This window comes from Microbacterium sp. GCS4 (genome assembly GCF_001262495.1).
GTDB lineage: Bacteria > Actinomycetota > Actinomycetes > Actinomycetales > Microbacteriaceae > Microbacterium.
In genome coordinates, this window is the sequence record NZ_LGYE01000001.1 from 698,951 (window position 1) to 720,014 (window position 21,064).

At 70.1% G+C, this 21,064-nt stretch carries 24 protein-coding genes; 11 read left to right on the top strand and 13 right to left on the bottom strand.

Annotation, left to right across the window (positions count from 1 at the left end; genetic code table 11):
- Positions 1–54: 54 nt before the first annotated feature.
- The 5 genes from AKH00_RS03525 to AKH00_RS03545 form a co-directional block, all read right to left on the bottom strand.
- Positions 55–1,131 (bottom strand): DNA polymerase IV, encoded by a 1,077-nt coding sequence (locus AKH00_RS03525; RefSeq protein WP_200903789.1) that lies wholly within the window; start codon positions 1,129–1,131, stop codon positions 55–57.
- Positions 1,132–1,193: 62 nt separating this feature from the next.
- Complete coding sequence (locus tag AKH00_RS03530; RefSeq protein ID WP_050721305.1) at positions 1,194–1,586, bottom strand: DUF1304 domain-containing protein; 393 nt, start codon at positions 1,584–1,586, stop codon at positions 1,194–1,196.
- Positions 1,587–1,612: 26 nt separating this feature from the next.
- Entirely contained in the window at positions 1,613–2,506 is an 894-nt protein-coding gene (locus AKH00_RS03535; RefSeq protein ID WP_050721306.1) for a CPBP family intramembrane glutamic endopeptidase, read from the bottom strand.
- Positions 2,503–3,228 (bottom strand): tRNA (guanosine(46)-N7)-methyltransferase TrmB, encoded by a 726-nt coding sequence (gene trmB / locus AKH00_RS03540; RefSeq protein ID WP_050721307.1) that lies wholly within the window; start codon positions 3,226–3,228, stop codon positions 2,503–2,505. The genes AKH00_RS03535 and trmB overlap by 4 nt, the downstream gene beginning before the upstream one ends.
- A 30-nt stretch (positions 3,229–3,258) precedes the next feature.
- Positions 3,259–4,098 carry a DUF3097 domain-containing protein gene (locus AKH00_RS03545; RefSeq protein ID WP_050721308.1) on the bottom strand — a complete coding sequence of 280 codons (840 nt, stop codon included), beginning with the start codon at positions 4,096–4,098 and terminating at the stop codon, positions 3,259–3,261.
- 122 nt (positions 4,099–4,220) lie between these two features.
- Here AKH00_RS03545 and AKH00_RS03550 point away from each other — a divergent pair, with 122 nt between their 5' ends.
- The 4 genes from AKH00_RS03550 (at position 4,221) to AKH00_RS03565 (ending at position 8,389) form a co-directional block, all read left to right on the top strand.
- Positions 4,221–6,266 (top strand): TPM domain-containing protein, encoded by a 2,046-nt coding sequence (locus AKH00_RS03550; RefSeq protein ID WP_050721309.1) that lies wholly within the window; start codon positions 4,221–4,223, stop codon positions 6,264–6,266.
- A gap of 55 nt (positions 6,267–6,321) precedes the next feature.
- Positions 6,322–7,068: a PspA/IM30 family protein gene (locus tag AKH00_RS03555; RefSeq protein ID WP_050721310.1), complete on the top strand. Its 747-nt coding sequence runs from the start codon at positions 6,322–6,324 to the stop codon at positions 7,066–7,068.
- A 65-nt stretch (positions 7,069–7,133) separates the two neighbouring features.
- Complete coding sequence (locus AKH00_RS03560) at positions 7,134–7,937, top strand: arginase family protein (RefSeq protein ID WP_050721311.1); 804 nt, start codon at positions 7,134–7,136, stop codon at positions 7,935–7,937.
- Positions 7,934–8,389 (top strand): hypothetical protein, encoded by a 456-nt coding sequence (locus AKH00_RS03565; protein ID WP_050721312.1) that lies wholly within the window; start codon positions 7,934–7,936, stop codon positions 8,387–8,389. Before AKH00_RS03560 ends, AKH00_RS03565 begins: the two co-directional genes overlap by 4 nt.
- Before the next feature lie 13 nt (positions 8,390–8,402).
- Here AKH00_RS03565 and AKH00_RS03570 read toward each other — a convergent pair whose 3' ends face one another.
- From AKH00_RS03570 to AKH00_RS03580, 3 genes are read right to left on the bottom strand one after another with little or no spacing between them, the layout of a single operon-like run.
- Positions 8,403–8,873, bottom strand: coding sequence for an SIP domain-containing protein (locus AKH00_RS03570; protein ID WP_050722021.1), 471 nt, complete (start codon positions 8,871–8,873; stop codon positions 8,403–8,405).
- Between the two features lie 33 nt (positions 8,874–8,906).
- Positions 8,907–9,641, bottom strand: coding sequence for a tyrosine-protein phosphatase (locus AKH00_RS03575; RefSeq protein WP_050721313.1), 735 nt, complete (start codon positions 9,639–9,641; stop codon positions 8,907–8,909).
- Complete coding sequence (locus AKH00_RS03580; protein WP_050722022.1) at positions 9,638–10,114, bottom strand: carboxymuconolactone decarboxylase family protein; 477 nt, start codon at positions 10,112–10,114, stop codon at positions 9,638–9,640. The genes AKH00_RS03575 and AKH00_RS03580 overlap by 4 nt, the downstream gene beginning before the upstream one ends.
- Positions 10,115–10,354: 240 nt before the next feature.
- Here AKH00_RS03580 and AKH00_RS03585 point away from each other — a divergent pair, with 240 nt between their 5' ends.
- The 6 genes from AKH00_RS03585 (at position 10,355) to AKH00_RS03610 (ending at position 16,250) form a co-directional block, all read left to right on the top strand.
- Complete coding sequence (locus AKH00_RS03585; RefSeq protein ID WP_235556711.1) at positions 10,355–11,224, top strand: alpha/beta fold hydrolase; 870 nt, start codon at positions 10,355–10,357, stop codon at positions 11,222–11,224.
- A 96-nt stretch (positions 11,225–11,320) separates the two neighbouring features.
- Entirely contained in the window at positions 11,321–12,841 is a 1,521-nt protein-coding gene (locus AKH00_RS03590; protein WP_050721314.1) for an ABC transporter substrate-binding protein, read from the top strand.
- A 16-nt stretch (positions 12,842–12,857) separates the two neighbouring features.
- Positions 12,858–13,805, top strand: a complete 948-nt coding sequence (locus AKH00_RS03595) for an ABC transporter permease (protein WP_050721315.1) — start codon at positions 12,858–12,860, stop codon at positions 13,803–13,805.
- A complete protein-coding gene (locus tag AKH00_RS03600) occupies positions 13,805–14,671 on the top strand; it encodes an ABC transporter permease (RefSeq protein WP_050721316.1) in 867 nt (288 codons plus the stop codon). Before AKH00_RS03595 ends, AKH00_RS03600 begins: the two co-directional genes overlap by 1 nt.
- On the top strand, positions 14,668–15,459 hold the full coding sequence (locus tag AKH00_RS03605) for an ABC transporter ATP-binding protein (protein WP_050721317.1): 792 nt from the start codon (positions 14,668–14,670) through the stop codon (positions 15,457–15,459). Before AKH00_RS03600 ends, AKH00_RS03605 begins: the two co-directional genes overlap by 4 nt.
- A complete protein-coding gene (locus tag AKH00_RS03610) occupies positions 15,456–16,250 on the top strand; it encodes an ABC transporter ATP-binding protein (RefSeq protein ID WP_050721318.1) in 795 nt (264 codons plus the stop codon). Before AKH00_RS03605 ends, AKH00_RS03610 begins: the two co-directional genes overlap by 4 nt.
- A 3-nt stretch (positions 16,251–16,253) precedes the next feature.
- On the opposite strand, the gene AKH00_RS03615 is transcribed toward AKH00_RS03610, so the two are convergent.
- The 4 genes from AKH00_RS03615 to AKH00_RS03630 form a co-directional block, all read right to left on the bottom strand.
- Positions 16,254–16,865 (bottom strand): GNAT family N-acetyltransferase, encoded by a 612-nt coding sequence (locus AKH00_RS03615; protein ID WP_050721319.1) that lies wholly within the window; start codon positions 16,863–16,865, stop codon positions 16,254–16,256.
- 41 nt (positions 16,866–16,906) lie between these two features.
- Positions 16,907–17,617 carry a uracil-DNA glycosylase gene (locus AKH00_RS03620; protein ID WP_050721320.1) on the bottom strand — a complete coding sequence of 237 codons (711 nt, stop codon included), beginning with the start codon at positions 17,615–17,617 and terminating at the stop codon, positions 16,907–16,909.
- Positions 17,618–17,619: 2 nt separating this feature from the next.
- Entirely contained in the window at positions 17,620–18,402 is a 783-nt protein-coding gene (locus tag AKH00_RS03625) for an SDR family oxidoreductase (RefSeq protein ID WP_200903790.1), read from the bottom strand.
- Positions 18,403–18,487: 85 nt separating this feature from the next.
- Positions 18,488–19,432, bottom strand: coding sequence for a DMT family transporter (locus AKH00_RS03630; protein ID WP_050721322.1), 945 nt, complete (start codon positions 19,430–19,432; stop codon positions 18,488–18,490).
- Positions 19,433–19,465: 33 nt separating this feature from the next.
- On the opposite strand from AKH00_RS03630, the gene AKH00_RS03635 reads away from it, so the two are divergent.
- A complete protein-coding gene (locus AKH00_RS03635) occupies positions 19,466–20,056 on the top strand; it encodes a TetR/AcrR family transcriptional regulator (RefSeq protein ID WP_050721323.1) in 591 nt (196 codons plus the stop codon).
- Positions 20,057–20,116: 60 nt separating this feature from the next.
- Here the strand turns inward: AKH00_RS03635 and AKH00_RS03640 are convergent, their stop codons facing one another.
- Positions 20,117–20,959, bottom strand: a complete 843-nt coding sequence (locus tag AKH00_RS03640) for a MerR family transcriptional regulator (RefSeq protein WP_235556675.1) — start codon at positions 20,957–20,959, stop codon at positions 20,117–20,119.
- Between the last annotated feature and the right edge of the window lie 105 nt (positions 20,960–21,064).

Sequence of the window (21,064 nt, forward strand, 5' to 3'; positions counted from 1 at the left end):
ATCGAGGTCAGTGCGATCGCCGCCGTGCTGCGTGAGTGACGCGGCGCCCGGTGCTCAGATTCGTCCGCGCACCGGGGTGCGTTCGGCCATATCGCCGCCGTCGGGCATGGTCATCTCGGCGCGGACCCCGAGCAGGCGCACCTCGCGTTCGGCGTCGAGCGTGCGGCCGAGAGCGACGGCCGCGTCGATCACGTCGTCACGGCGCTCCGTGGGCACCGCGAGCGTGCGCCCGAACGTCTTCGTCTCGAACGGCGCATACCGCACCTTGAGGTGCACTCTTACCACGGCTCTCCCCTCCGCGGCGCAGTCGTCGAACGCGTGACCCGCCAGGTCGCGCAGCGCGTCCTCGACCTGCTCGGCCGTGGTGAGGTTCTGCTGGAAGGTCGTCTCGCGGCTGTGGCTGCGGGCGATCCACGGAGTGTCGTCGACCGTCGCGGGTCCGATCCCGGCACCGAGATCGCGGTACCAGACGCCCATGCGCGGACCGAACTCCGCGACCAGTGCGTCGCGACCCGCATCGGCGAGCTCCTGCACGGTCTCGACGCCGAGACCCGCGAGACGCTTCTGCACCTTCGGCCCCACGCCCCACAGGTCACGCGTGGGCTTCTCCCCCATGACCTCGAACCAGTTCTCGGCCGTGAGGCGGAACATCCCGCGAGGCTTGCCGAACTCGGTGGCGATCTTCGCGCGCACCTTGTTGTCGCCGATCCCGACCGAGCAGTGCAGCCCCGTCGCCTCGAGGACCGCGGACTGCGCGTCTCGCGCGACGTGCTCCGGGTCCTCCGTCGCGATGCCGAGGAAGCACTCGTCCCAACCGATGATCTCCACGACCACTCCCGGCAGCGCCCTCAGCGCGGACATGACCTCGGTCGACGCCGACTCGTAGGCCTCATGGTCGACGGGCAGGAACACGGCATCGTCGGGAGCTTTCCTCGCCGCGATCTTGAGCGGCATGCCCGAGCCGATGCCGAAGGCGCGAGCCTCGTACGACGCGGTCGACACCACCGCGCGCTCCGTCGGATCTCCGCGCCCGCCCACGATGACGGGCAGCCCCGCGAGCTCGGGGCGGCGCAGCACCTCGACGGCCGCGATGAACTGATCCATGTCCACGTGCAGCACCCAGTCGGCCATGCCACGAGTGTGACCGGTCGGGGCGGGGATGTCACCCCCTCGCCCCGTGCGGCCGGACGAGGTCAGCCCAGGGAGACGCCGATCGCGGTCGCGATCACGGCCAGCAGCGGCAGCGTCCCCTGCATCGCGGCCGCGCGCAGCTTGGTGCGGTCCGACAGCACGAGCACGAGCGCCGCGGCGACCATCATGCCGGTGCCGGCGAACACGAGCGTGAGACCGACGGTCGGTGCGCCGACGATCGTGAGGCCGATGCCGAGCAGGGTGGTGAGCGCCAGGAACAGGTTGTAGAAGCCCTGGTTGAAGGCGAGCTGCTTCATCGTCACGGCATCCGCCTCGCTCGCGACGCCGAAGATCTTGCGCGTCTCGGGCTCGGTCCACTTGAGCGACTCGAGCGCGAAGATGAAGACGTGGAAGGCGGCTGCGGCTGCGGCGAGGACGAGTCCTGTGATGAGCATGGCTCGATCGTATCGCCGCGGGCGGGCTACACCAGGAAGATCGGCAGCAGCCCGGGGTTGTGCGCGTGGACGAGCACGGCGAACACCACGGCGTCGAAGAGCAGATGCACCGTGACGACGTACGCGAGCGAGTGGGTGCGCAGGAAGATGAACCCCTGCAGCAGAGCGAATGGGATCGTGAGCACGGGACCCCATGCCCGGTAGCCGAGCTCCCACAGGAACGACACGAACACGATCGCCTGCAGCGCGTTCGCGAGAGCATCCGGGAAGTGCCGCCGCAGCAGCGCGAAGACGGTGCAGATGAAGAACAGCTCGTCCCAGATGCCCACCGCGCCGACCCCGACGAACAGTCGTGCGATGAGGTCGGGCGTGTCGACGACCGGCCAGTTCTGGTAGACACCGCTCGTGATGAAGTAGAACGGCAGGATCAGCCAGCCGAGCACGAGCACTGCGACGAGCCAGCCCCACTGCAGCCGCCCCCAGCGCTTGCCGGAACGCCACGGGAAGCTGATCGCGCGGTCGCGGTAGACGAAGCGCGACACGAAGTACGGCACGGCGACCGCGCCGCCGAGGGCGAGCGTGAACCGGAGCATCGCCCAGTTGTCGAGCTCCGCCGCGAGCGGGATCACGCTCACGATCAGCATCCCGAGCGCGATGAGCGACAGGTCCCGGGTGAGCGACGGCTGCCGGTGCACGCCGATCATACGGGCGGTCTCCCGGCGCGAGCCCATGCTCACGACCTGGTCGGGCATGCTCGGACGGCCCCGCTCGACGAGCCACGTCGACACGATGCCGAGGGCCAGCAGCGTCCACCCCAGCCAGGGGATCTCGAGCACGAAGAACGCCGGCGCCGCAAGGCACACGAGCACGGCCGGTGCGATCCCCGGCCACACGGTCGTCTCGGCTCGGACGGTCGTCACGCGCGGGGCTTCCGGCGGTACACGAGGTCGCGGATATCGCGGCCCTTCGCGAGGCCCTTGCGCTCGAACGCGGTCATGACGCGACCGTCGAAGCGCTCGGCCCACTCTCCCTCGAACGCACGCTCGAAATCGGGCTCGGCGTCGAAGACCTCGCGCATCTGCAGCGCGTAGTCCTCCCAGTCCGTCGCGAGACGCAGAAGTCCGCCGTCGCGCAGCGCGCGTGCGACCGTCGCACCGAAGCCCGGACGGATGAGACGGCGCTTGGTGTGCTTCTTCTTGTGCCACGGGTCGGAGAAGAAGATCCACACCTCGGCGGCGGACCCTTCGGGCAGGTAGGAGGAGAGCACCTCCGGGGCGTTCGCCTCGACCACGCGCAGATTGCGCGCGCCCTCGCGGTCGGCGTCGAGCATGGTGCGCGCGAGCCCCGCGCGGAAGACCTCGACCGCGAGGAAGTCGTCATCGGGACGCGACGCCGCGGCGGACACGATCGCGTGTCCCTGCCCCGAACCGATCTCGACGTAGAGGTCGGCGTCGCGGCCGTACTCGGCGGCGGGGTCGAGACGGGCCTCGGGGTGGACCGAGGTCCACGCGACGTCGCGCGGCACGTCGAGGAGGTAGTGCGGTCCGAGCTCCTCGAAGGCGCGCTCCTGCGCGTCGGACATCCGTCCGCTGCGGCGCACGAAGGACACCGGTTCGTCACGGAAAGTGCGGGGTTCGGGCATGACTCCAGGGTAGTCGGCCGCCGACCACGCTCAGGATGCGGGAGCGGTCACGAAGTCGATGAGCTCCTCGACGCGGCCCAGGAGCGAGGGCTCGAGGTCGCGGTAGGTGTGCACCTTCGACAGGATGTGCTGCCACGCGCGCGCCGTGTCGGCCTGCGTCTCGTGCGGCCAGCCGAAGGCGCGGCAGATTCCGGTCTTCCAGTCCGTCCCCCGCGGGATCTCCGGCCACTTCGCAATGCCCAGCGCGCGCGGCGTCACACACTGCCAGACATCGACGAACGGGTGGCCCACGATCTTCACGTGCCGCCCGTGCGGACCTCGGGCGACGGCGTCCGCGATCCGCGACTCCTTGGACCCGGTGACCAGGTGATCCACGAGCACGCCGTAGCGGCGGGTGGCGCTCGGCGGCTCCTCCGCGAGCAGCTCGTCGAGCAGGTCGACGCCCTGCAGGTACTCCACGACCACGCCCTCGACGCGCAGATCAGCGCCCCACACCTTCTCGACGAGCTCGGCGTCGTGCCGTCCCTCGACGAGGATGCGGCTGGGCAGGGCGATCCGTGCGCGCTGGTCCGCGACGGCGAACGACCCGGATGCCGTGCGCTTCGCGCCCTGCTCTTTCACCGCCGGAGGCGTCAGACGCACCGCGGACCCGTCGATGAGGAAGCCGCCGCCGAGCGGGAACAGACGCTTGCGCCCCACGCGGTCCTCGAGTTCGACGTTGCCAGCCTGCACGCGCGTGACGGCCCCGACGTAGCCGTCGGACGCGACCTCGACCACGAGGTCGAGCTCCGCGGGGACCTCGGGCACAGGCTTCGCGCCGCGCTGCCTCCACCCCGCCGCGAGCACATCCGATCCGTACCTGTCGTCCATGCCCTCCAGCGTATGTGTCTCCGCTGAGGGCGAACGGCCAACCCGCCCGGGAGGCTGTCGCGTGTCGGACTCAGTGCATAGACTCGTGCCATGGGGCTCGGCTGCCGGTCGGAGGGAACGCGATGAAGACACGGTTGCTCGGAGCGGCTGCGCTGGCGCTGGCCGCGACGATCGGGATGCTCGCGGCCCCTGCCGCGTACGCCACCGATCCCGTGACACTCGACTCCGGGTACGTGACCGACGACGCGGGCGTGCTCAACCCGACCGAGAAGCAAGCCGTAGAAGACCGGTTGCGGGAACTCGAGGAGAACTCACCGGTCGAGCTCTTCGTCGTCTTCGTCGACGACTTCACGTCTCCGTCCGACAGCGCCGAGTGGGCTGACACAGTCGCCGACGCGAACAACATCGGCACCGAGCAGTACCTCCTCGCGGTCGCAGTGGAGGGACGCAGTTACTACATCTCGCAGCCTGTCGACGGCGGCTCGGTCAGCGGCGGTCAGCTCGACGACATCGAGGGCAAGATCCAGCCCCTGATGCGCGACAGCGACTGGAGCGGAGCAGTCATCCTCGCAGCGGACGAGATGCAGGGCGACGGGGGCGCCGGGGCACTGCGCGCGACGCTCATCGTCGTCGGCATCGTGGTTCTGGCTCTGCTGGTGTGGCTCGTCATCGCGCTCGTCCGCCGCGCACGGCGCAACGCCGCGATCCGCGCCCGCGGCGCGATGCCCGAGAAGCCCGACCCGAACGATCCGTTCTCTACCCTGACCGACGAGCAGGTGCAGACCCAGGCGGGCGCAGCGCTCGTGCAGGCCGATGACGCGATCACGTCGAGCCGTGAGGAACTCGGGTTCGCGGTCGCCCAGTTCGGCGAAGCGGCGACCGCCGAGTTCAGCGGCGCGGTCGAGACCGCGAAGGCCAAGATGTCGGAGGCGTTCGACCTCAAGCAGAAGCTCGACGACGAGGTCGAGGACACGGTCCAGGATCGCCGCGCCTGGCACATCCGCATCATCCAGCTGTGCGACGAGATCGACGATGTGCTCGACGACAACACCGAGGCGTTCGATTCGCTCCGCAAGCTCGAGCAGAACGCACCGCAGGAGCTCGAACGCGTGCGCGGCGAGCGGGCCGCGCTGGAGCCCGTGCTCGCCGGCGCCTCGTCCGCCCTCGCCGCGCTCGCGGCCACTTATGACCAGAGCGCCCTCAGCACCGTCTCCGACAACCCCGCCCAGGCGGCCGAACGCGCTGCCCTCGCGGATCGTTCGATCGCGGGCGCCGCCCAGGCGATCACGGCCGGTCGCACGGGAGAGGCCGCATTCGCGATCCGCACCGCCGAGCAGTCCGTGGCGCAGTCCGCGCAGCTCGTGAAGGCGATCACCGACCTCGGCGGCGAGCTCGCCGGCATCGAGGCCCAGGCACAGGCCCTCGTGGCCGAGCTGCAGGGCGACATGGCGACCGCCCAGCAGATCCCCGATACCTCCGGCACGATCGCCGGCGTCGTCTCGGCGACGGCCCAGCAGCTTCAGGTCGCCCAGGCGGGACTCTCGGGCGCGGCCCGCAGCCCGCAGCGCGTGCTCGACGCGCTCACCGCAGCGAACACGCAGATCGACGCCGCGATCGCGCAGGGCACGGCCGCAGTCGAGCGCAGCCGCCGCGTGCAGCAGATGCTCGACCAGACGCTCGCCCAGGCCGAGTCAGAGATCCGCGCAGCACGCGAGTACATCGAAACCCGTCGCGGCACTGTCGGCTCGACCGCGCGCACCCGCCTCTCACAGGCCGAGGCGACGCTGACGCAGGCGCTGAACCTGCGCTCCTCGAACCCCGAGGCCGCCCTCACCGAGGCCGGCCGCGCCCTCGACCTCGCCCGTCAGGCGACATCCTCGGCGCAGGCTGACGTCTCGGCCATGAACCCGAGCCGCTACGAGGACGACGGCTGGGGCGGAGGGGGCCTCTTCGGCGGCTCGTCCGGCGGTGGCTCCGGCCTCGGCGGCGACATCCTCGGCGGCATCATCGGCGGCCTCCTCTCCGGTGGCGGAGGCGGCGGCTCCACGCGTCGCAGCAGCAGCTGGCGCTCGAGCGGGGGCGGAGGCTTCCGCAGCTCCGGCTTCGGCGGCGGAGGCGGCAGCCGCTCCAGCGGCCGCAGCGGCCGCTCAGGAGGTCGACGCTTCTGACCCTCGCACACGCTCTCACACAGACCACGACGACGACCCTCTGAAAGGAACACGCATGACCAAGCAGTCCATCTTCGGACGTATCTCGACCCTCGTCCGTGCGAACATCAACTCGCTCCTCGATTCCGCCGAGGACCCGCAGAAGATGATCGACCAGCTCGTCCGCGACTACACGAACAGCATCGCGGATGCCGAGTCGGCGATCGCGGAGACCATCGGCAACCTGCGCCTCCTCGAGCGCGACCACGAAGAGGACGTCCAGGCGGCCACGGAGTGGGGCAACAAGGCCCTCGCCGCCAGCCGCAAGGCCGACGAGATGCGCTCGAGCGGCAACGCGGCGGACGCCGACAAGTTCGACAGCCTCGCCAAGATCGCCCTGCAGCGCCAGATCAGCGCAGAGCGCGAGGCGACCGGCGCCGAGCCGCAGATCGCCTCGCAGACCGAGATCGTCGACAAGCTGAAGTCCGGCCTCAACGGCATGAAGGACAAGCTCGGCGAGCTCAAGAACAAGCGCAGCGAGCTGCTCGCCCGCGCCAAGGTCGCCGAGGCGCAGACCAAGGTGCAGGACGCGGTGTCGTCGATCAACGTGCTCGACCCCACGAGCGAGCTGGGACGCTTCGAGGACAAGGTCCGTCGCCAGGAGGCCCTCGCCCAGGGCAAGGCCGAGCTCGCGGCGTCGAGCCTCGACGCCCAGTTCGAGAGCCTGGAGGATCTCGGCGAGCTCACCGAGGTCGAGGCCCGTCTGGCCGAGCTGAAGGCCGGCGGCTCGAACTCCTCGCGCCAGGCCATCGAAGGCTCCTGACACACCCCGCGGATGCCCCGGACCTATCGCGTCCGGGGCATCCGCCTTCCTCCCGGGAGGCATCAATGGTGCGTTTTCTCGTCGTCCCGCAGTGGCAGGGCTCCCCTGCCGCGCGTGCGATGCTCCTCGTCGACGGTGCCTCGGCGATCGCCGGCGATCTCCCCCGTGCCGCCACGACCGTGCTCGACGTGCCCGTCGAAGCCGGCGAGTCTCTCGGCACCGGGGTCCGGCGGCTCAGCGCGCTGCGGCGCACCCGCGAACTCGTCGCCGAGAGCATGACTGCCGACACCGTCGTGATCGGCGGCGACTGCAGCGTCACGGTCGCGGCCCTCGCCGCACTGCCGGGCGGCATCGAGGATCTCGCCGTCGTGTGGTGCGACGCCCACGGCGACCTTCACACGCCCGAGACCTCGCCGTCTGGTGCGTTCTCCGGCATGGCGCTGCGCGCGGTTCTCGGCGAGGGCGAGCCGCAGGTCGTGCTCTCCCCCGGCATCCCCCGCGATCGTGTCGTCACGGTCGGGATGCGTACCCTCGACGACGACGAGGCTCCGGTGCTCGACGGCCTGGCGCAGCTATCGGTCGACGACCTCGACCGCGTCGACGCTCTCGCCGACGCCGTGCAGGCCACGGGCGCGACGCGCGTCTGGGTGCACATCGACGTCGACGTGCTGGATCCCGCAGACCTCGCGGGCGTCTCATCCGCCGTGCCGTTCGGCGCCGCGCCGGCATCCCTCGGTGCCGCGATCCGCGCGCTGCGCGAACGCGTGCCCCTGGCGGGTGCCACGATCGCGGGATTCGCGCCGCGCTCCCCCGCCGACGCGGTCGACGACCTCGGTGCGCTCCTCCGACTCGTCGGAGCTGTCGCGTGACGGACTGGCGGCCGGCTGCCGAGGAGGCGCTCGCGCGCGGGCGGCGTCTCGATCGCCGCATCCCGTCCTTCCTGCTGCGTTCCCCGATCAGCCGCATCGGCTACTGGTGGGGAACCGGGGTGGGATGGGTGTGGGGTTCGCTGTGGAGCACCGGACCCGTCGAGCGGCGCGCAGGGCTCTGGGTGTTCCGGGGCATGCCGTCGTGGACGTTCAACCGCGGCGGCGTCTGCGTCGGCGGATGCTTCCTCACCGGCGACGCCAGACCGACGGATGCCGTGCTGCGACACGAGGCCGTGCACAAGGCGCAGTGGCTGCGCTACGGATTCCTCATGCCCGTGCTGTACGCCGTCGCCGGGCGCGATCCGCTGCGGAACCGCTTCGAGATCGAGGCCGGACTGGAGGACGGCAACTACGTGCGTCGTGGCACCCCGGTGACACGCTCGGGACGATAGGACCGAAGAGCGCTCAGCGGTCGAGCGGGAGGAGACCGAAGCGCTCGGGAGCGTGGACCGTCGACGGGTCGATCCCGAGCCGGGCGGTGAGATGCTCGACGATGTCGGCCGTACCGAGGTATCCGCCCAGGAGCGTCACGTGCGTCTCGACCTCGTCGTCGCACAGCATCTCGTCGGCCCACGCGCAGGTCGCGCGGGCGAGAGCCTGACCGGGGGCGCACGCCCGACCGGTTCCCGGGGCACCGGAGCGACGGTCGCGGGCGAGCCAGGTCACGGTCATGCGGCCCGGGGCGTCGATGACGCCGACGTCCGCGGTCTCTGCGACCTCGATGAAGATACGGCCGGAGGCGCACAGCGGAAGCGTCGCGAGGAAAGCCTCGAGTTCGACGAGAGAGTGCTCGTCGGCGGTCACGAGGTGGTGCGCGGAGCGACGCGCGGCACGGCGCTCGGCGCGCGTGCTGCGGGTGTCGACGGGGATGCTCATGATGCCTCCATCGTACACCAAGTGAAGGCTTGCCTAACCTTGGTCGCCGTCTTTCATGACCACGGGTTCGACCAGGGCCGCCTGCAGCGCTTCGAGCTCGGCCTCCGTCATCCCCTGCGCGCGCAGATACTCGCGTGCGGATCCCCATCTCTCGTCGACCGCGTCGAGGAGCGCGCGCATGACCGCGGCGGGCGACTGCGTCGCGAGCGCGACGGCGTGGACGGCCTCGGGATGCTGCGCCTGCAGGTAGGCGGCGATGCGGCGAGACCGCTCGGGAGGGAGCTGCGACTCGGTGAGCGCGTAATCGGCGACGACCGCCTCACGGTCGGCGCCGACGGCCGACAGGGCGAGGGCGACCGTGACTCCCGTGCGGTCCTTGCCGACCGTGCAGTGCACGAGGGTGGGCTCGCCCGCAGCGATGACGCGGATGGCCGCGGCGAGGCGGTCACCGCTCTCCTCCAGCAGGTGGAGGTAGAGGTCGTCGAGACTCGTGTCGCTCTCGAAGAACGAGCGCACGGAGCCGAGGAAGAGCGGGAGGTGCGTGGTCTCCGGGCCCTCGATGCCGCTCGGCTCCGCGGCGACCTCTTCGCCGTCGCGGAGATCGACGATGTGCGCGACGGCGTGCCGGAGAGCATCCGCCCCTGCCGTCGTCGCACCCGACAGCTGTCCGGAGCGGAACAGGACGCCCGAGCGGATGCGGCCGCCGGCCGCAGGGATCCCGCCGACATCACGGACGTTCGTGACGCCCTCGATGCGGAGGACGGTCATGCCTGCGCCTGCGGCGCGCGGGGCGGAACCGGATAGCGCCCCGCGATGACCACGCGGTTGAAGGCGTTGATGGAGATGCACGCCCAGCTCAGCGCCGCATACTCCTTCTCGGTGAAGATCGCGCCCACCCGGTTGTACACGTCGTCCGAGATGCCGTCCTCCGAGATGAAGGTGAACGCCTCCGCGAGTTCCAGCGCGGCCTGCTCGCGCTCCGTGAAGACGTCGCTCTCGCGCCACGTCGCGATCTGCATCATGGTGTCGGGATCGATCCCCGCGGCGGTCGCGCGATCGACATGCACGCGGGTGCAGTACGCGCATCCGTTGAGCTGCGAGCAGTGGATCATCACGATCTCCTTGAGGCGATCGTCGATGCCGTTCGCCGCACAGATCTGCCCCACGGTCTTCGAGAACGCATCCAGCGCCTGGTAGGCGGTGGGCTCGGTCTTGGAGAGGTGCACTCGCGTCTCGCTCATGGGGTCCATGATATTCGTTCCGATGCTCCACGTACCGTTACGGTGCAGCAACTGCCCGATTCCGCTCGATTACGAAATGCTCAGTTGTTCGAGGCTTTGGTCAGCATAATGCATGGCGTGATGCACTCGCCGCGTGTCATAGTGATCTCGCATTTCCACACGCACCCCGCGTCGGAGCAGAATGATCAGGTGCCGACCGACATCACCGAGTTCAGCTATCTTCCCGCTCAGGCGGAGGCGATGGGCGTACCCGTCCCGCCCGTCGAACGGCTCACGTTCGCCCTCGCGGACGGCCGGACGCTCAGCGCTTTGCGTTTCGGCTCGTCCTCGCCGAGGATCACGCTGCTCCACGGCGCCGGTCTCAACGCGCACACCTGGGACACGACCGTTCTCGCGCTCGGACAGTCCGCGCTCGTCCTCGATCTCCCCGGCCACGGCGACTCGTCCTGGCGGGATGACCTCGACTACACGCCCCGTGCGCTTGCCGGCGACGTCGCGGCAGCGCTCGACGCCTGGACGGACGCCCCGCAGGTCGTGGTCGGCCAGTCACTGGGCGGCCTGACCGGCGCGGCGCTCGCCGCTGCCCGCCCCGACCTCGTCGCCGAGCTGATCGTGGTCGACATCACCCCCGGCATCGACACCTCTGCGGGTCCCGCAGCATTGCGGGAGTTCTACGCCGGTCCCACTGACTTCGCGAGCCGCGACGAGCTCGTCGATCGCGCAATCGCGTTCGGGTTCGGCGGCGCCCGTCCGGATACCGAGCGCGGCGTGTTCCACAACACGCGTATCCGCGCCGACGGACGCGTCGAGTGGAAGCACCACTTCGCCCACCTGGCCGCACAGGCGCTCGCCGCGCATCATGCGGGCGATGGGGCGACGCCTTCGGTCCTCAGCGCCGCGGGGTGGGACGATCTCACCACCACCGCCGCGCCGATCACGCTGGTTCGGGCACTCCACGGCTTCGTCTCCTCCGCCGATGCGGAGGAGTTCGCCCGACGCCTCCCCGACGCCCGTGTCGTCGTACTCGACGCAACCCACAACGCACAGGAGACGGCGCCTGCACCGCTCGCAGAGCTCATCGCCTCCGCTCACGCCTCCGCGGGAATGTGACGTTCCGTTCCACACCCGCCCCGGCCCGCCCCGCTCATCCCTAGGCTCGTCCCACCGGCACACAGCACCTGCCGCACCGAGAGGAAACACCCGACAATGTCCCGACGTACCAGGCGGTTCGCGCTGATCTCCGCGATCGCCGCGAGCGCAATCATCCTCAGCGCCTGCACGGGCACCGCTGCGCCCGAGACCACGGCGCCCACCGGTGAACCCGACCCCGACGCCACACTCCAGGTCGGACTCGTCCTCGAGCCCACCAACCTCGACATCCGGCACACGAGCGGCGCCGCGATCGAGCAGATCCTCATCGACAACATCTACGAAGGCCTCGTGAGCCGCACCGAGGACAACGAGATCGTGCCGCGTCTCGCCTCGGACTACGAGATGTCCGACGACGGACTGACCTACACCTTCACGCTCAACGACGGCATCGCGTTCCACAACGGCACCGCACTCACCTCGGCCGACGTCGTGTCGTCGTACGAAGCCGTCCGCACTGACACGACGCTCCAGGGCAACGCCGAGTTCGCCTCGGTCGCGTCGATCACGGCGCCGGACCCCGCAACGGTCCAGATCGTGCTCACGGAGCCGAACCAGAACTTCCTGTTCTCGCTCACGGGACCCGCCGGTCTCGTCTTCCAGACCGGCGACACGACCGATCTGAAGACGGCCGAGAACGGCACCGGTCCTTTCACGCTGACGCGCTGGAGCAAGGGCAGCACCATCACGTTCGCGCGGAACGACGCGTACTGGGGCGAGAAGGCGGGCGTCGCCTCGGTCGAGTTCCAGTACATCCCCGACTTCACGGCCGGCGTGAACACGGCGCTCGACGGCGGAGTGCAGGTGCTCACCGCGGTCGACCCGAACCTCGCACCTCAGCTGGAGGACTCCGGCGAATTCATCCTCACGACCGGCCGCACCACCGACAAGGCGACCCTCGCGTTCAACAACGCCAAGGCCCCGCTCGACGACGTCCGGGTCCGCGAGGCGCTGCGACTCGCGATCGACCACGAGTCGCTCGTGCAGGCCGTGGGGGCCGGATCCACGCTCTACGGTCCGATCCCCGAGCTCGACCCCGGGTACGAGGACCTGTCCGACGTGATCTCCTACGATCCGGAGAAGGCCAAGGAACTGCTCGCCGAGGCGGGCCAGGAGGACCTCGAGCTCACTCTCACCATCCCCAGCTTCTACGGGACCACCGTGCCGAAGGTCCTGATCTCCGACTTCAAGAAGGTCGGCGTGACGCTCACCGTCGACGCCGTCGAGTTCCCGACCTGGCTCGAGGACGTCTACACGAACCACGACTACGATCTGAGCTTCGTGCTGCACGTCGAGCCCCGTGACTTCGGAAACTTCGCGAACCCGGAGTACTACTTCGGATACGACAACGCCGAGGTGCAGTCCCTGTACGCGGAGGCGCTGTCGGAGGTCGACCCCGATGCCTCCGCGAAGCTGCTCGCCCAGGCCGCTCGCATCGTCTCTGAAGACCATGCGGCCGATTGGCTGTACAACGGCGCGACCATCACGGCCGTGAGCCCGCTCGTGAGCGGCTTCCCTCAGGACTCGATCAACTCGCGCATCGACCTGGCCGGGGTCACGGTCGCCACCGAGAACTGATCGCGGCGCACACGTCGTGATCCGCTACGCGCTCGTCCGAGGAGTCCTGCTCATCGCAGGACTCCTCGTGTCGAGCGTGCTGATCTTCCTCACGCTTCGGGTGTTCCCCGGTGATGTGGCGCAGTTGATCGCGGGCACCCAGGCCTCGCCCGCCGAGGTCGAGGCGCTCCGCGAGTCCCTCGGACTGAACCGTCCTCTGCCGGCGCAGTACGCCGAGTGGATCGGGGGGATCTTCCGCGGCGACCTCGGCACCTCGCTGCTGTCCGGCGCGTCGGTCGGCGAGGAGCTCGTCGAGAAGGCTCAGGTGACGGTGCCGCTCGGGATCATGTCTCTGCTGATCGCCGTGCTGATCGCCGTCCCCTTCGGCATCCTCGCCGCACTGCGCCGCGGCCGCCCTGGCGGCACCGTGCTGAGTGTCGGGGCGCAGGCCCTCGCCGCGGTGCCCGTGGTCTGGGCGGGGATGATGCTGATCGTCGTGTTCTCCGTCTGGCTCGGATGGCTGCCGCCGCAGGGCTTCCCGCGCACGGGCTGGAGCACGCCGGGCCGGGCCATCGAGTCGCTGCTGCTCCCCGCACTCACGATCGGCGTTGTCGAGGGGGCCATGCTCATGCGTTTCGTGCGCAGCGCCACCCTGCAGGCCGCCGGTCAGGACTTCGTCCGCACGGCCGCGGCGAAGGGCCTCACCCGTACGCGTGCGCTCCTCTCGCACGGCATCCCCGCCGTGGGCCTCTCGATCGTCACGGTGCTCGGGCTCCAGGTCGCGGGCATCATCGTCGGATCGGTCGTCATCGAGCAGCTGTTCACGCTTCCCGGCATCGGCAGGATGCTCGTGACCGACGTCGGCACGAGGGATCTCATCAAGGTGCAGAGCGAGCTGCTCGTGCTCACCGGCTTCGTGCTCGTCGTCGGGTTCGTCGTCGATCTGATCCACCGCGCGATCGACCCGCGCCAGAGGGAGGCCTGATGCCCGGTTGGCTCCTCCGCCTGTGGGGCGGCGCCATGGGTCGCTTCGGCCTGATCGTCATCGCCGTGGTCGCCGTCGCCGCCCTCGTCTCGCTCGTCTGGACGCCGTTCGACCCGCAGGACTCCGACCTCGCCTCCCGCTGGTCGACGCCGAGCTGGCCCCATCTGCTCGGAACCGACGACACGGGCCGCGACATCCTCAGCCTTCTCATGGCCGGAGCGCGCACCACGGTGTTCGTGAGCGTCGGCGCCGGCCTCGTGGCCACGGCCGTCGGGATCGCGCTCGCAGCCCTCGGGGCGCTCACGGCTCGCTGGCTGCGGGAGACCGTGGCTGTGCTCGTCGACATCCTCATCGCATTTCCGGTACTCCTCATCGCGATGATGATCTCCTCGGTGTGGGGCGGCTCGCTGTGGGTCGTGATCTGGGCCGTCGGCATCGGATTCGGCGTCAACATCGCGCGTGTCACCCGCCCGGAGCTGCGTCGCGTGCAGCAGAGCGACTTCGTCCTCGCTGCGCGCGCCTCGGGTCTCACGACCGGGCAGAATCTGACGCGTCATCTCCTGCCGAACGTCGCCCCGGTGTTCATCGTCCAGCTGTCGTGGTCGATGGCGGTGGCGGTGCTGGCCGAAGCCGGCCTGTCGTACCTCGGTTTCGGAGCCTCGGTCGTCGACCCGAGCTGGGGCCTGCTGCTGGCCGACCTGCAGCGCTACATCGGCGTGCATCCGCTCTCGGTGATCTGGCCCGGCCTCGCGATCACGATCACGGTGCTCGCTCTCAACCTCCTCGGCGACGCGCTTCGCGAGGCGACGGATCCGACACTGCGTCATCGCGCAGCCCCGACGCACACCCCGGCGGTGGTCGCATGAGCCTCGTCGTGGACGGTCTCGTGATCGAGATCGACGGGCGTCGCGTCGTCGACGGCGTGTCCTTCGAGGTGCCCGACGCCGCGCGCCTCGGGCTCATCGGGGAGTCCGGCTCGGGCAAGTCGCTGACGGCCCTCGCGATCCTCGGCCTGCTCCCCGACGGCGCCGTCGCGAGCGGCAGCATCCGCTGGCGCGGCACCGAGCTGATCGGGATGCCGGATCGCGAGCTCGCTCGACTCCGTGGCGACGAGATGGGGATCGTGTTCCAGGAGCCGCGGACCGCGCTCAACCCGATCCGCACCGTGGGACGGCAGATCGCCGAGTCCGTGCGCATCCACGAGGGACTCGGTCGTCGCGCGGCCCGGCAGCGCGCAATCGAGGAGGCGTCCCGCGTCCGCCTGCCGGACCCCTCGTCGATCGTCGACCGGTACCCGCACCAGCTCTCGGGCGGTCAGAGACAGCGCGTGGCGATCGCCATGGCTCTCGCCTGTCGCCCGCAGCTCCTGATCGCCGATGAGCCGACCACCGCACTCGACGTCACGATCCAGGCGGAGATCCTGACGCTCCTGCTCTCCCTCGTCGAGGAGCACGGGATGTCGCTGCTGTTCATCACGCATGACCTGGCCGTGCTCGCGCAGGTCGCCACGCACGGCGTCGTGCTCGAGGACGGGAAGGTCGTCGAGTCGGCCCCGGTGCGAGAACTTCTCACGGCTCCCACGTCGCCTGTCACGCAGGGACTGCTGCGGGACGCCACCGCGACCCTGTGGCGTCCCGAAGGGGGCCGCGCATGAGTCTGATCGAGGCGCGCGGTCTGAGCCGCGACTTCGTCGTCCCGAAGCGTGCGGCGTTCGAGCGCACGCGCCACCAGACGGCGCTCGCGCCCACCGACCTCGATGTGCAGGCGGGCGCCGCGCTCGGCATCATCGGCGAGTCCGGCTCGGGCAAGTCCACGCTCGTCCGGCTGCTGCTCGGCCTCGACCGGCCGTCCGCGGGCACGGTCGAGATCGACGGGCGCGCCGTCGATGCCTCAGCGCCCGCGCGATCCCTGCACTGGCTGCGGCGGGAGACCGGCCTGGTGTTCCAGGACCCCTATGCCTCCCTGGATCCACGGATGACGGCCGGGCGCATCATCGGCGAGCCGTTGTGGGCTCTGGGCATCGAGGGCGACCGACGGGCGCGAGTGCGCGAGGTCCTCGCGCAGGTGGGCCTCGATCCCGAGACGGCCGAGCGGTATCCGCACGAGTTCTCCGGAGGGCAGCGTCAGCGCATCGCCCTCGCACGCGCCATCGTGCATCGTCCGCGCATCCTCGTCGGCGATGAACCGCTCTCCGCGCTGGACGTCACGGTGCGCGCGCAGATCCTCGACCTCCTGATCGAGCTGCGCCGCACGAGCGAACTGACCCTGCTGCTCGTCTCGCACGACATCGGCGTGGTGCAGAACCTGTGCGACACGGTCGTCGTCATGAAGGACGGGCACGTCGTCGAGCGCGGCACCACGGACGAGGTCCTGCAGCGACCGACGCAGGAGTACACGAAGGCGTTGCTGGCGGCGATCCCGGTGATCCCCGCGCGCGGAGAGTGAGGGTCAGCGGCCGGCGCCGAAGAACCGGCGCTTCCGGCTCGGACGCAGTGCCTTGCGCATGTAGACCGTGCCGAGGTCGCGTCCGAACTTGTGTCCCACCCGGCCCATGCGTCCGGCTTCGACGAAGCCCAGCCGGGCGTGCAGGCGGATAGACGCCTCCGCCTTGGTGTCGCTGATCACGGCGACCATCTCGCGGATGCCGAGCTGCTCGCACTCGTCGATGAGGGACTGCAGCAGCACTCCCCCGAGCCCCTTGCCGCCGGCCCCTGGCCCGAGGTAGATCGAGTCCTCGACCGTGTACCGATAGGCGTTCTTTCCCGCCCAGGGCTGAGCGAGCGCGTATCCCAGCACAGCGCCCGACGGTGACACGGCCACGAGGAACGGCAGTCCGAGTCGGCTGAGAAGCGCGAACTTCTCGCGCCAGTACGGGATGCTGCTGCGCCGTTCGTCGAGCGTGACCACGGAGTTGCTCACGAAGTGGTTGTAGATCTCGCGCACGTGCGGGAGATCGCCGGGGCGCACCGGACGGATCGAGTACGAGAACACCTCGGGGGCCGGGGCGGGGCGCAGATGGCGCGGCAGAACACGACGGCGGTCACCGGGCTCGAACTGCATGCGCTCAGCTTAGGGCGCGCTCCCGGGATGGCGGCAAGCGCTCACTCCGGCGAGCGCTCACCCGCGACCCTCCAGTCCACGGGGTCGGCGCCGAGTCCCTCGAGCAGCGCGTTGGCGCGCGAGAACGGGCGCGATCCGAAGAAGCCCCTGCTCGCCGACAGCGGCGACGGATGCGCGGAGGCGATCACGGGCGTCGAGCCGAGCAGAGGCTGCAGGTTCGCGGCATCCCTGCCCCACAGGATCGCGACGAGGGGCCGGTCGCGGGCGACGAGCGTGCGGATCGCGAGCTCCGTGACCTTCTCCCAACCCCAGCCGCTGTGCGAGGCCGCCTCACCCGGACGCACCGTCAGCACACGGTTCAGCAGCAGCACGCCCTGGTCGCTCCAGGCGGTGAGGTCGCCGTGCGGGGCGGGAGGGATGCCGAGGTCGCTCTCCCGTTCCCGGTAGATGTTGCCGAGGCTCCGGGGCAGCGGGCGCACGGTCGGATCCACGGCGAACGACAGTCCGATGGGATGTCCGGGCGTCGGATACGGGTCCTGTCCGGTGATGAGCACCTTCACGTCGGCGAGCGGTCGCTGGAACGCGCGGAGGACGTTCTCGCCGGCGGGCAGGTAGCCTCGCCCCTCCGCCTGCTCGGCACGCAGCCGATCGCCGAGCGCCGCGATCGTATCCTGCACCGGTGCGAGCGCCTCGGCCCAACCGGGGTCGATCAGTCCGTCGGAGGCGAGCTCCGCGAGCGTGCGCGGCGGCATCGTCACTCGACCGCGCGGACGCGGAGCGGCCCGCGTGCGAGCAGATGGTTCGCGGACTGCGCGACCGGTCGCATCGTGATGAGGTCGAGGTTGACGTGGCCGGGGGCCTCGAGCGCGTAGGCGATCACGTCGGCGACGTCCTCCGCGAGCAATGGTGCCTCGACGCCCGAGTACACGGCCTCCGCCGCGGCCTTGTCGCCACCCAGGCGGTTGAGCGTGAACTCCTCGGTGTGCACGAGTCCCGGCGCCACTTCGGCGACACGGATCGGCTCGCCGTTGAGCTCGAGGCGCAGGGCATGCACGAGCATCGACTCGGCGGCCTTCGCGGCGTTGTAGCCGGCGCCTCCCGGGTAGGCGACCTGCGCCGCGGTGGAGGTCACGAACAGCGTGTCGGCATGACCGTCGGCGGCCGCGGCGCGGCGGAGCAGGGGAAGGAGACCCGCGACGAGGCGTTGCGTGGCCAGCACGTTGGCGTCGAACATCCACTGCCAGTCCGCGATCGACCCGTCCTCCACGCGGTCGGTGCCACGTGCTCCACCGGCGACCTGCACGAGCGCGTGCACGGGTCCGGTGGCGTCGAGCTCCTCGACGAGGGCTGCCACTGCCGCCTCGTTCGTCAGGTCGCACGCGATGGCCGAGGCGCCGGTCTCCGCGACGAGTGCAGCCAACCGCTCCTCGCGTCGCGCGACGCCGACGACGTCCCAGCCTCGGGCGCGCAGTGCGCGCACCGTCGCCTCCCCGATCCCCGAACTCGCACCGGTCACCACTGCACGCCTGTTGCTCATACCCCCACCGTACGATGCTCCGCGTAGCGACGCCGTATACCGCGCGAGCGCGACAGGAGCGCGTGGCCCGCTGAAGCGGCTCCGCTCAGGTCTCGACGCGGTCCTCGGAAGCACGAGCCCGGGCGCGGTCACGGTTCGAGGACCTCTCGACCAGCAGCACCACGGCGACGCCGACGCCGCACAGCACGAAGCCGATCAGAGTCTCGACCGTCAGCGGTTCGTGCAGCAGCAGCGCACCGGCGAGCGAGGTCGCGGGTGCGATGAGGAACAGCAGTGCCTGGAGCACGGTGATGCCCACCCGACGCAGCAGCCACCAGTAGAGCCCGTACGCGGCGAGAGTGGGAAACACAGCAGTGAGCACGACGGCGAGCCAGAACGACGCCGATGAGGGCGGAGCGATCGTGCCGGTGAGCGCGGCGATCAGGAGCAGCAGCAGCGCGCTCACGGCGACGTGCACGGCGAGCGTCACCATCACGGGCGTCTCGACCGCGTACTTGCGCTGCAGGAGCGTGCCGACGATCAGGCAGGCCATCGCGAGAGCGGGCAGGGCGTAGGCCACCGGGGCGGCTCCCGCCGATCCGAACTGGGAGCGCACGACGAGCAGCACCCCGACCGCGCCGATCGCCAGGCCGACCCACTGTGATCCGCGGACCCGCAGTCCGAGCACCGGTCCTGCGAGCACAGCGACGATGAGGGGCTGGACGGCATCGATCAGGGCGACGGTGCCGGTGGCGATGCCGGCCGCGACCGCGCCGTAGACGGCGAGACAGTAGCCGAACTGGGCGAAGAGACCGATCATCGCCTGGATCCCGAGATCGCGGATGCCGGTGCTCCGCGCTCTGCCCGAGGAGAGGACGAGGACGACGAGGACCAGGGCGAGGGGGACGAATCGCCAGACGAGCAGGGTGAGCGGCGACACGTCGACCGTCGCGAAGGCGGGGATCACGAAGCCCGAGCTCCAGCTCACGATGAAGGCGACGGCGGCCAGAACCGTGACGCTCGACGAAAGTATACCGATCTGTTTACTCATGGTTCGACTATACAGAACGGTATACTCACGGTCATGACCTCTTCGACGCCGACCCTCGCTCCCCTCACGCCCGGAGCACGACGAGTGCTCGACGCCGCGTCCCGCCTGTTCTACGAGCGCGGCATCCACGCCGTCGGCGTGGACACCATCGCCGAGGAGGCGGGCGTCACGAAGAAGACGCTGTACGACCGGTTCGGCTCGAAGGAGGCCCTCGTGGTCGCCTACCTGCAGCACCGCGACGCACGATGGCGGGAGCACCTCGAGGCGCACCTCGCCGAAGCTCCGTCGACCGGCGTCGAGCGGGTACTGGCCGTCTTCGACGCCGCCCTCTCCTGGTCGGACGAGAACAGCCCCAAGGGCTGCAGCGCCATCAACGCCCGCGCCGAGGTCGGAGAGGGCAACGACGATCATCCCGTGTTCCCCGAGGTCGCCCGCCAGAAGGCGTGGCTGCTCGCCCTGTTCGCCGAGCTCTGCGCCGAGGCGGGCGTGCAGGACCCCGCCCGGATGGCCGAGGCGATGATGCTGCTCTACGAGGGCGCCATCGTGACGGTCGGCATGGCGACCTTCGACGAGCCCTTCGCCGTCGCCCGACGGTGGGCTGCGACGCTCCTCGACGAGGGCTGACCGGGGTCGGTCGGAGGCCGCGCTGCCGCATCCGGCCGTCTCGCCTCCGACCTCAGCGGGTCAGGCCCGCTCGACCGGCGCCTGGAGCTCGGTCAGCCAGTCGGGGCCGGGTTCGTGTCCCTCGGCCTCGAGGTAGACCTCTCGGGTGTCGCCGACCACGCGATAGCCGTCGGCAACGAGCTGCTGCATCAGCGTCGACCAGGATTCCCCGATGCCGGTCATATCGCCTCGGTGCTGCAGGGTGGCTGCCGTGGGGACCGCCGGGAGTTCGACGACGTCATAGCCCTCACCGGCGACGGGATCGGCTTCCGCGGTGTACGAGACGTGCACATCGATCCCCTCCTCCCCCTCTGAGCCGTACCAGAAGATCCCCGGCTCGAGGAGCGGCCGACCGGCCGCCGCGAGCGATCGGTCGAGCCCCTCGATGAGCGGGCCGATGAGCGGGCTGACGTTCTCTGGCCCCATTCCCGGCGCGACGCCGTGGACGGCGTAGACGGTGACGGGCGCCAGCGGCTTGTAGACGACGTCGGACATGATGTCTCCTTCGAGGTGGCGGAGGCGCCGCTCGATCCGGGCGATGCGCAGACGATCGGCGGCGATCGACGACTCGAGATCGTGGCGACGCGCGACGAGCAGGATGCGCAGTGCGGCATCCTGATCCTCGGCATCCGCCAGCTCCCCGATGCGCTCGAGCCCGACGCCGAGTTCCCGCAGCTCCACGATCCGCAGCAGCAGGGGCAGCTGGTCGATCGCGTAGGAGCGATAGCCGGTGCGGACGTCCACCCGCGCCGGGGTGAGGAGGCCGATCGCGTCGTAGTGCCGCAGCATGCGCACGCTCACCCGTCCCAGGGCGGCGAACTCTCCGATGGTGTACATGATGGAGACCACACTCGACCATGACACAGTGAGAGGGTCAAACGCACCGATCGAGGCGATCCGATCGCCGTGGGCCGACCATCGCGGTGTTACGTCACATTTCCCACCCGTTGTTGACACCCAGCAGTATTC

Bases quoted from the DNA above. Each gene is read 5' to 3' on its own strand.
- AKH00_RS03590 (WP_050721314.1), top strand. From the start codon at position 11,321: ATGTCCCGACGTACCAGGCGGTTCGCGCTGATCTCCGCGATCGCCGCG.
- AKH00_RS03620 (WP_050721320.1), bottom strand. From the start codon at position 17,617: ATGCCGCCGCGCACGCTCGCGGAGCTCGCCTCCGACGGACTGATCGAC.
- AKH00_RS03610 (WP_050721318.1), top strand. From the start codon at position 15,456: ATGAGTCTGATCGAGGCGCGCGGTCTGAGCCGCGACTTCGTCGTCCCG.
- AKH00_RS03630 (WP_050721322.1), bottom strand. From the start codon at position 19,432: ATGAGTAAACAGATCGGTATACTTTCGTCGAGCGTCACGGTTCTGGCC.
- AKH00_RS03600 (WP_050721316.1), top strand. From the start codon at position 13,805: ATGCCCGGTTGGCTCCTCCGCCTGTGGGGCGGCGCCATGGGTCGCTTC.
- AKH00_RS03555 (WP_050721310.1), top strand. From the start codon at position 6,322: ATGACCAAGCAGTCCATCTTCGGACGTATCTCGACCCTCGTCCGTGCG.
- AKH00_RS03545 (WP_050721308.1), bottom strand. From the start codon at position 4,098: ATGGACGACAGGTACGGATCGGATGTGCTCGCGGCGGGGTGGAGGCAG.
- AKH00_RS03625 (WP_200903790.1), bottom strand. From the start codon at position 18,402: ATGAGCAACAGGCGTGCAGTGGTGACCGGTGCGAGTTCGGGGATCGGG.
- AKH00_RS03605 (WP_050721317.1), top strand. From the start codon at position 14,668: ATGAGCCTCGTCGTGGACGGTCTCGTGATCGAGATCGACGGGCGTCGC.
- AKH00_RS03525 (WP_200903789.1), bottom strand. From the start codon at position 1,131: ATGGCCGACTGGGTGCTGCACGTGGACATGGATCAGTTCATCGCGGCC.
- AKH00_RS03615 (WP_050721319.1), bottom strand. From the start codon at position 16,865: ATGCAGTTCGAGCCCGGTGACCGCCGTCGTGTTCTGCCGCGCCATCTG.
- AKH00_RS03530 (WP_050721305.1), bottom strand. From the start codon at position 1,586: ATGCTCATCACAGGACTCGTCCTCGCCGCAGCCGCAGCCGCCTTCCAC.
- AKH00_RS03635 (WP_050721323.1), top strand. From the start codon at position 19,466: ATGACCTCTTCGACGCCGACCCTCGCTCCCCTCACGCCCGGAGCACGA.
- trmB (WP_050721307.1), bottom strand. From the start codon at position 3,228: ATGCCCGAACCCCGCACTTTCCGTGACGAACCGGTGTCCTTCGTGCGC.
- AKH00_RS03575 (WP_050721313.1), bottom strand. From the start codon at position 9,641: ATGACCGTCCTCCGCATCGAGGGCGTCACGAACGTCCGTGATGTCGGC.
- AKH00_RS03570 (WP_050722021.1), bottom strand. From the start codon at position 8,873: ATGAGCATCCCCGTCGACACCCGCAGCACGCGCGCCGAGCGCCGTGCC.
- AKH00_RS03585 (WP_235556711.1), top strand. From the start codon at position 10,355: ATGGGCGTACCCGTCCCGCCCGTCGAACGGCTCACGTTCGCCCTCGCG.
- AKH00_RS03560 (WP_050721311.1), top strand. From the start codon at position 7,134: ATGGTGCGTTTTCTCGTCGTCCCGCAGTGGCAGGGCTCCCCTGCCGCG.
- AKH00_RS03580 (WP_050722022.1), bottom strand. From the start codon at position 10,114: ATGAGCGAGACGCGAGTGCACCTCTCCAAGACCGAGCCCACCGCCTAC.
- AKH00_RS03550 (WP_050721309.1), top strand. From the start codon at position 4,221: ATGAAGACACGGTTGCTCGGAGCGGCTGCGCTGGCGCTGGCCGCGACG.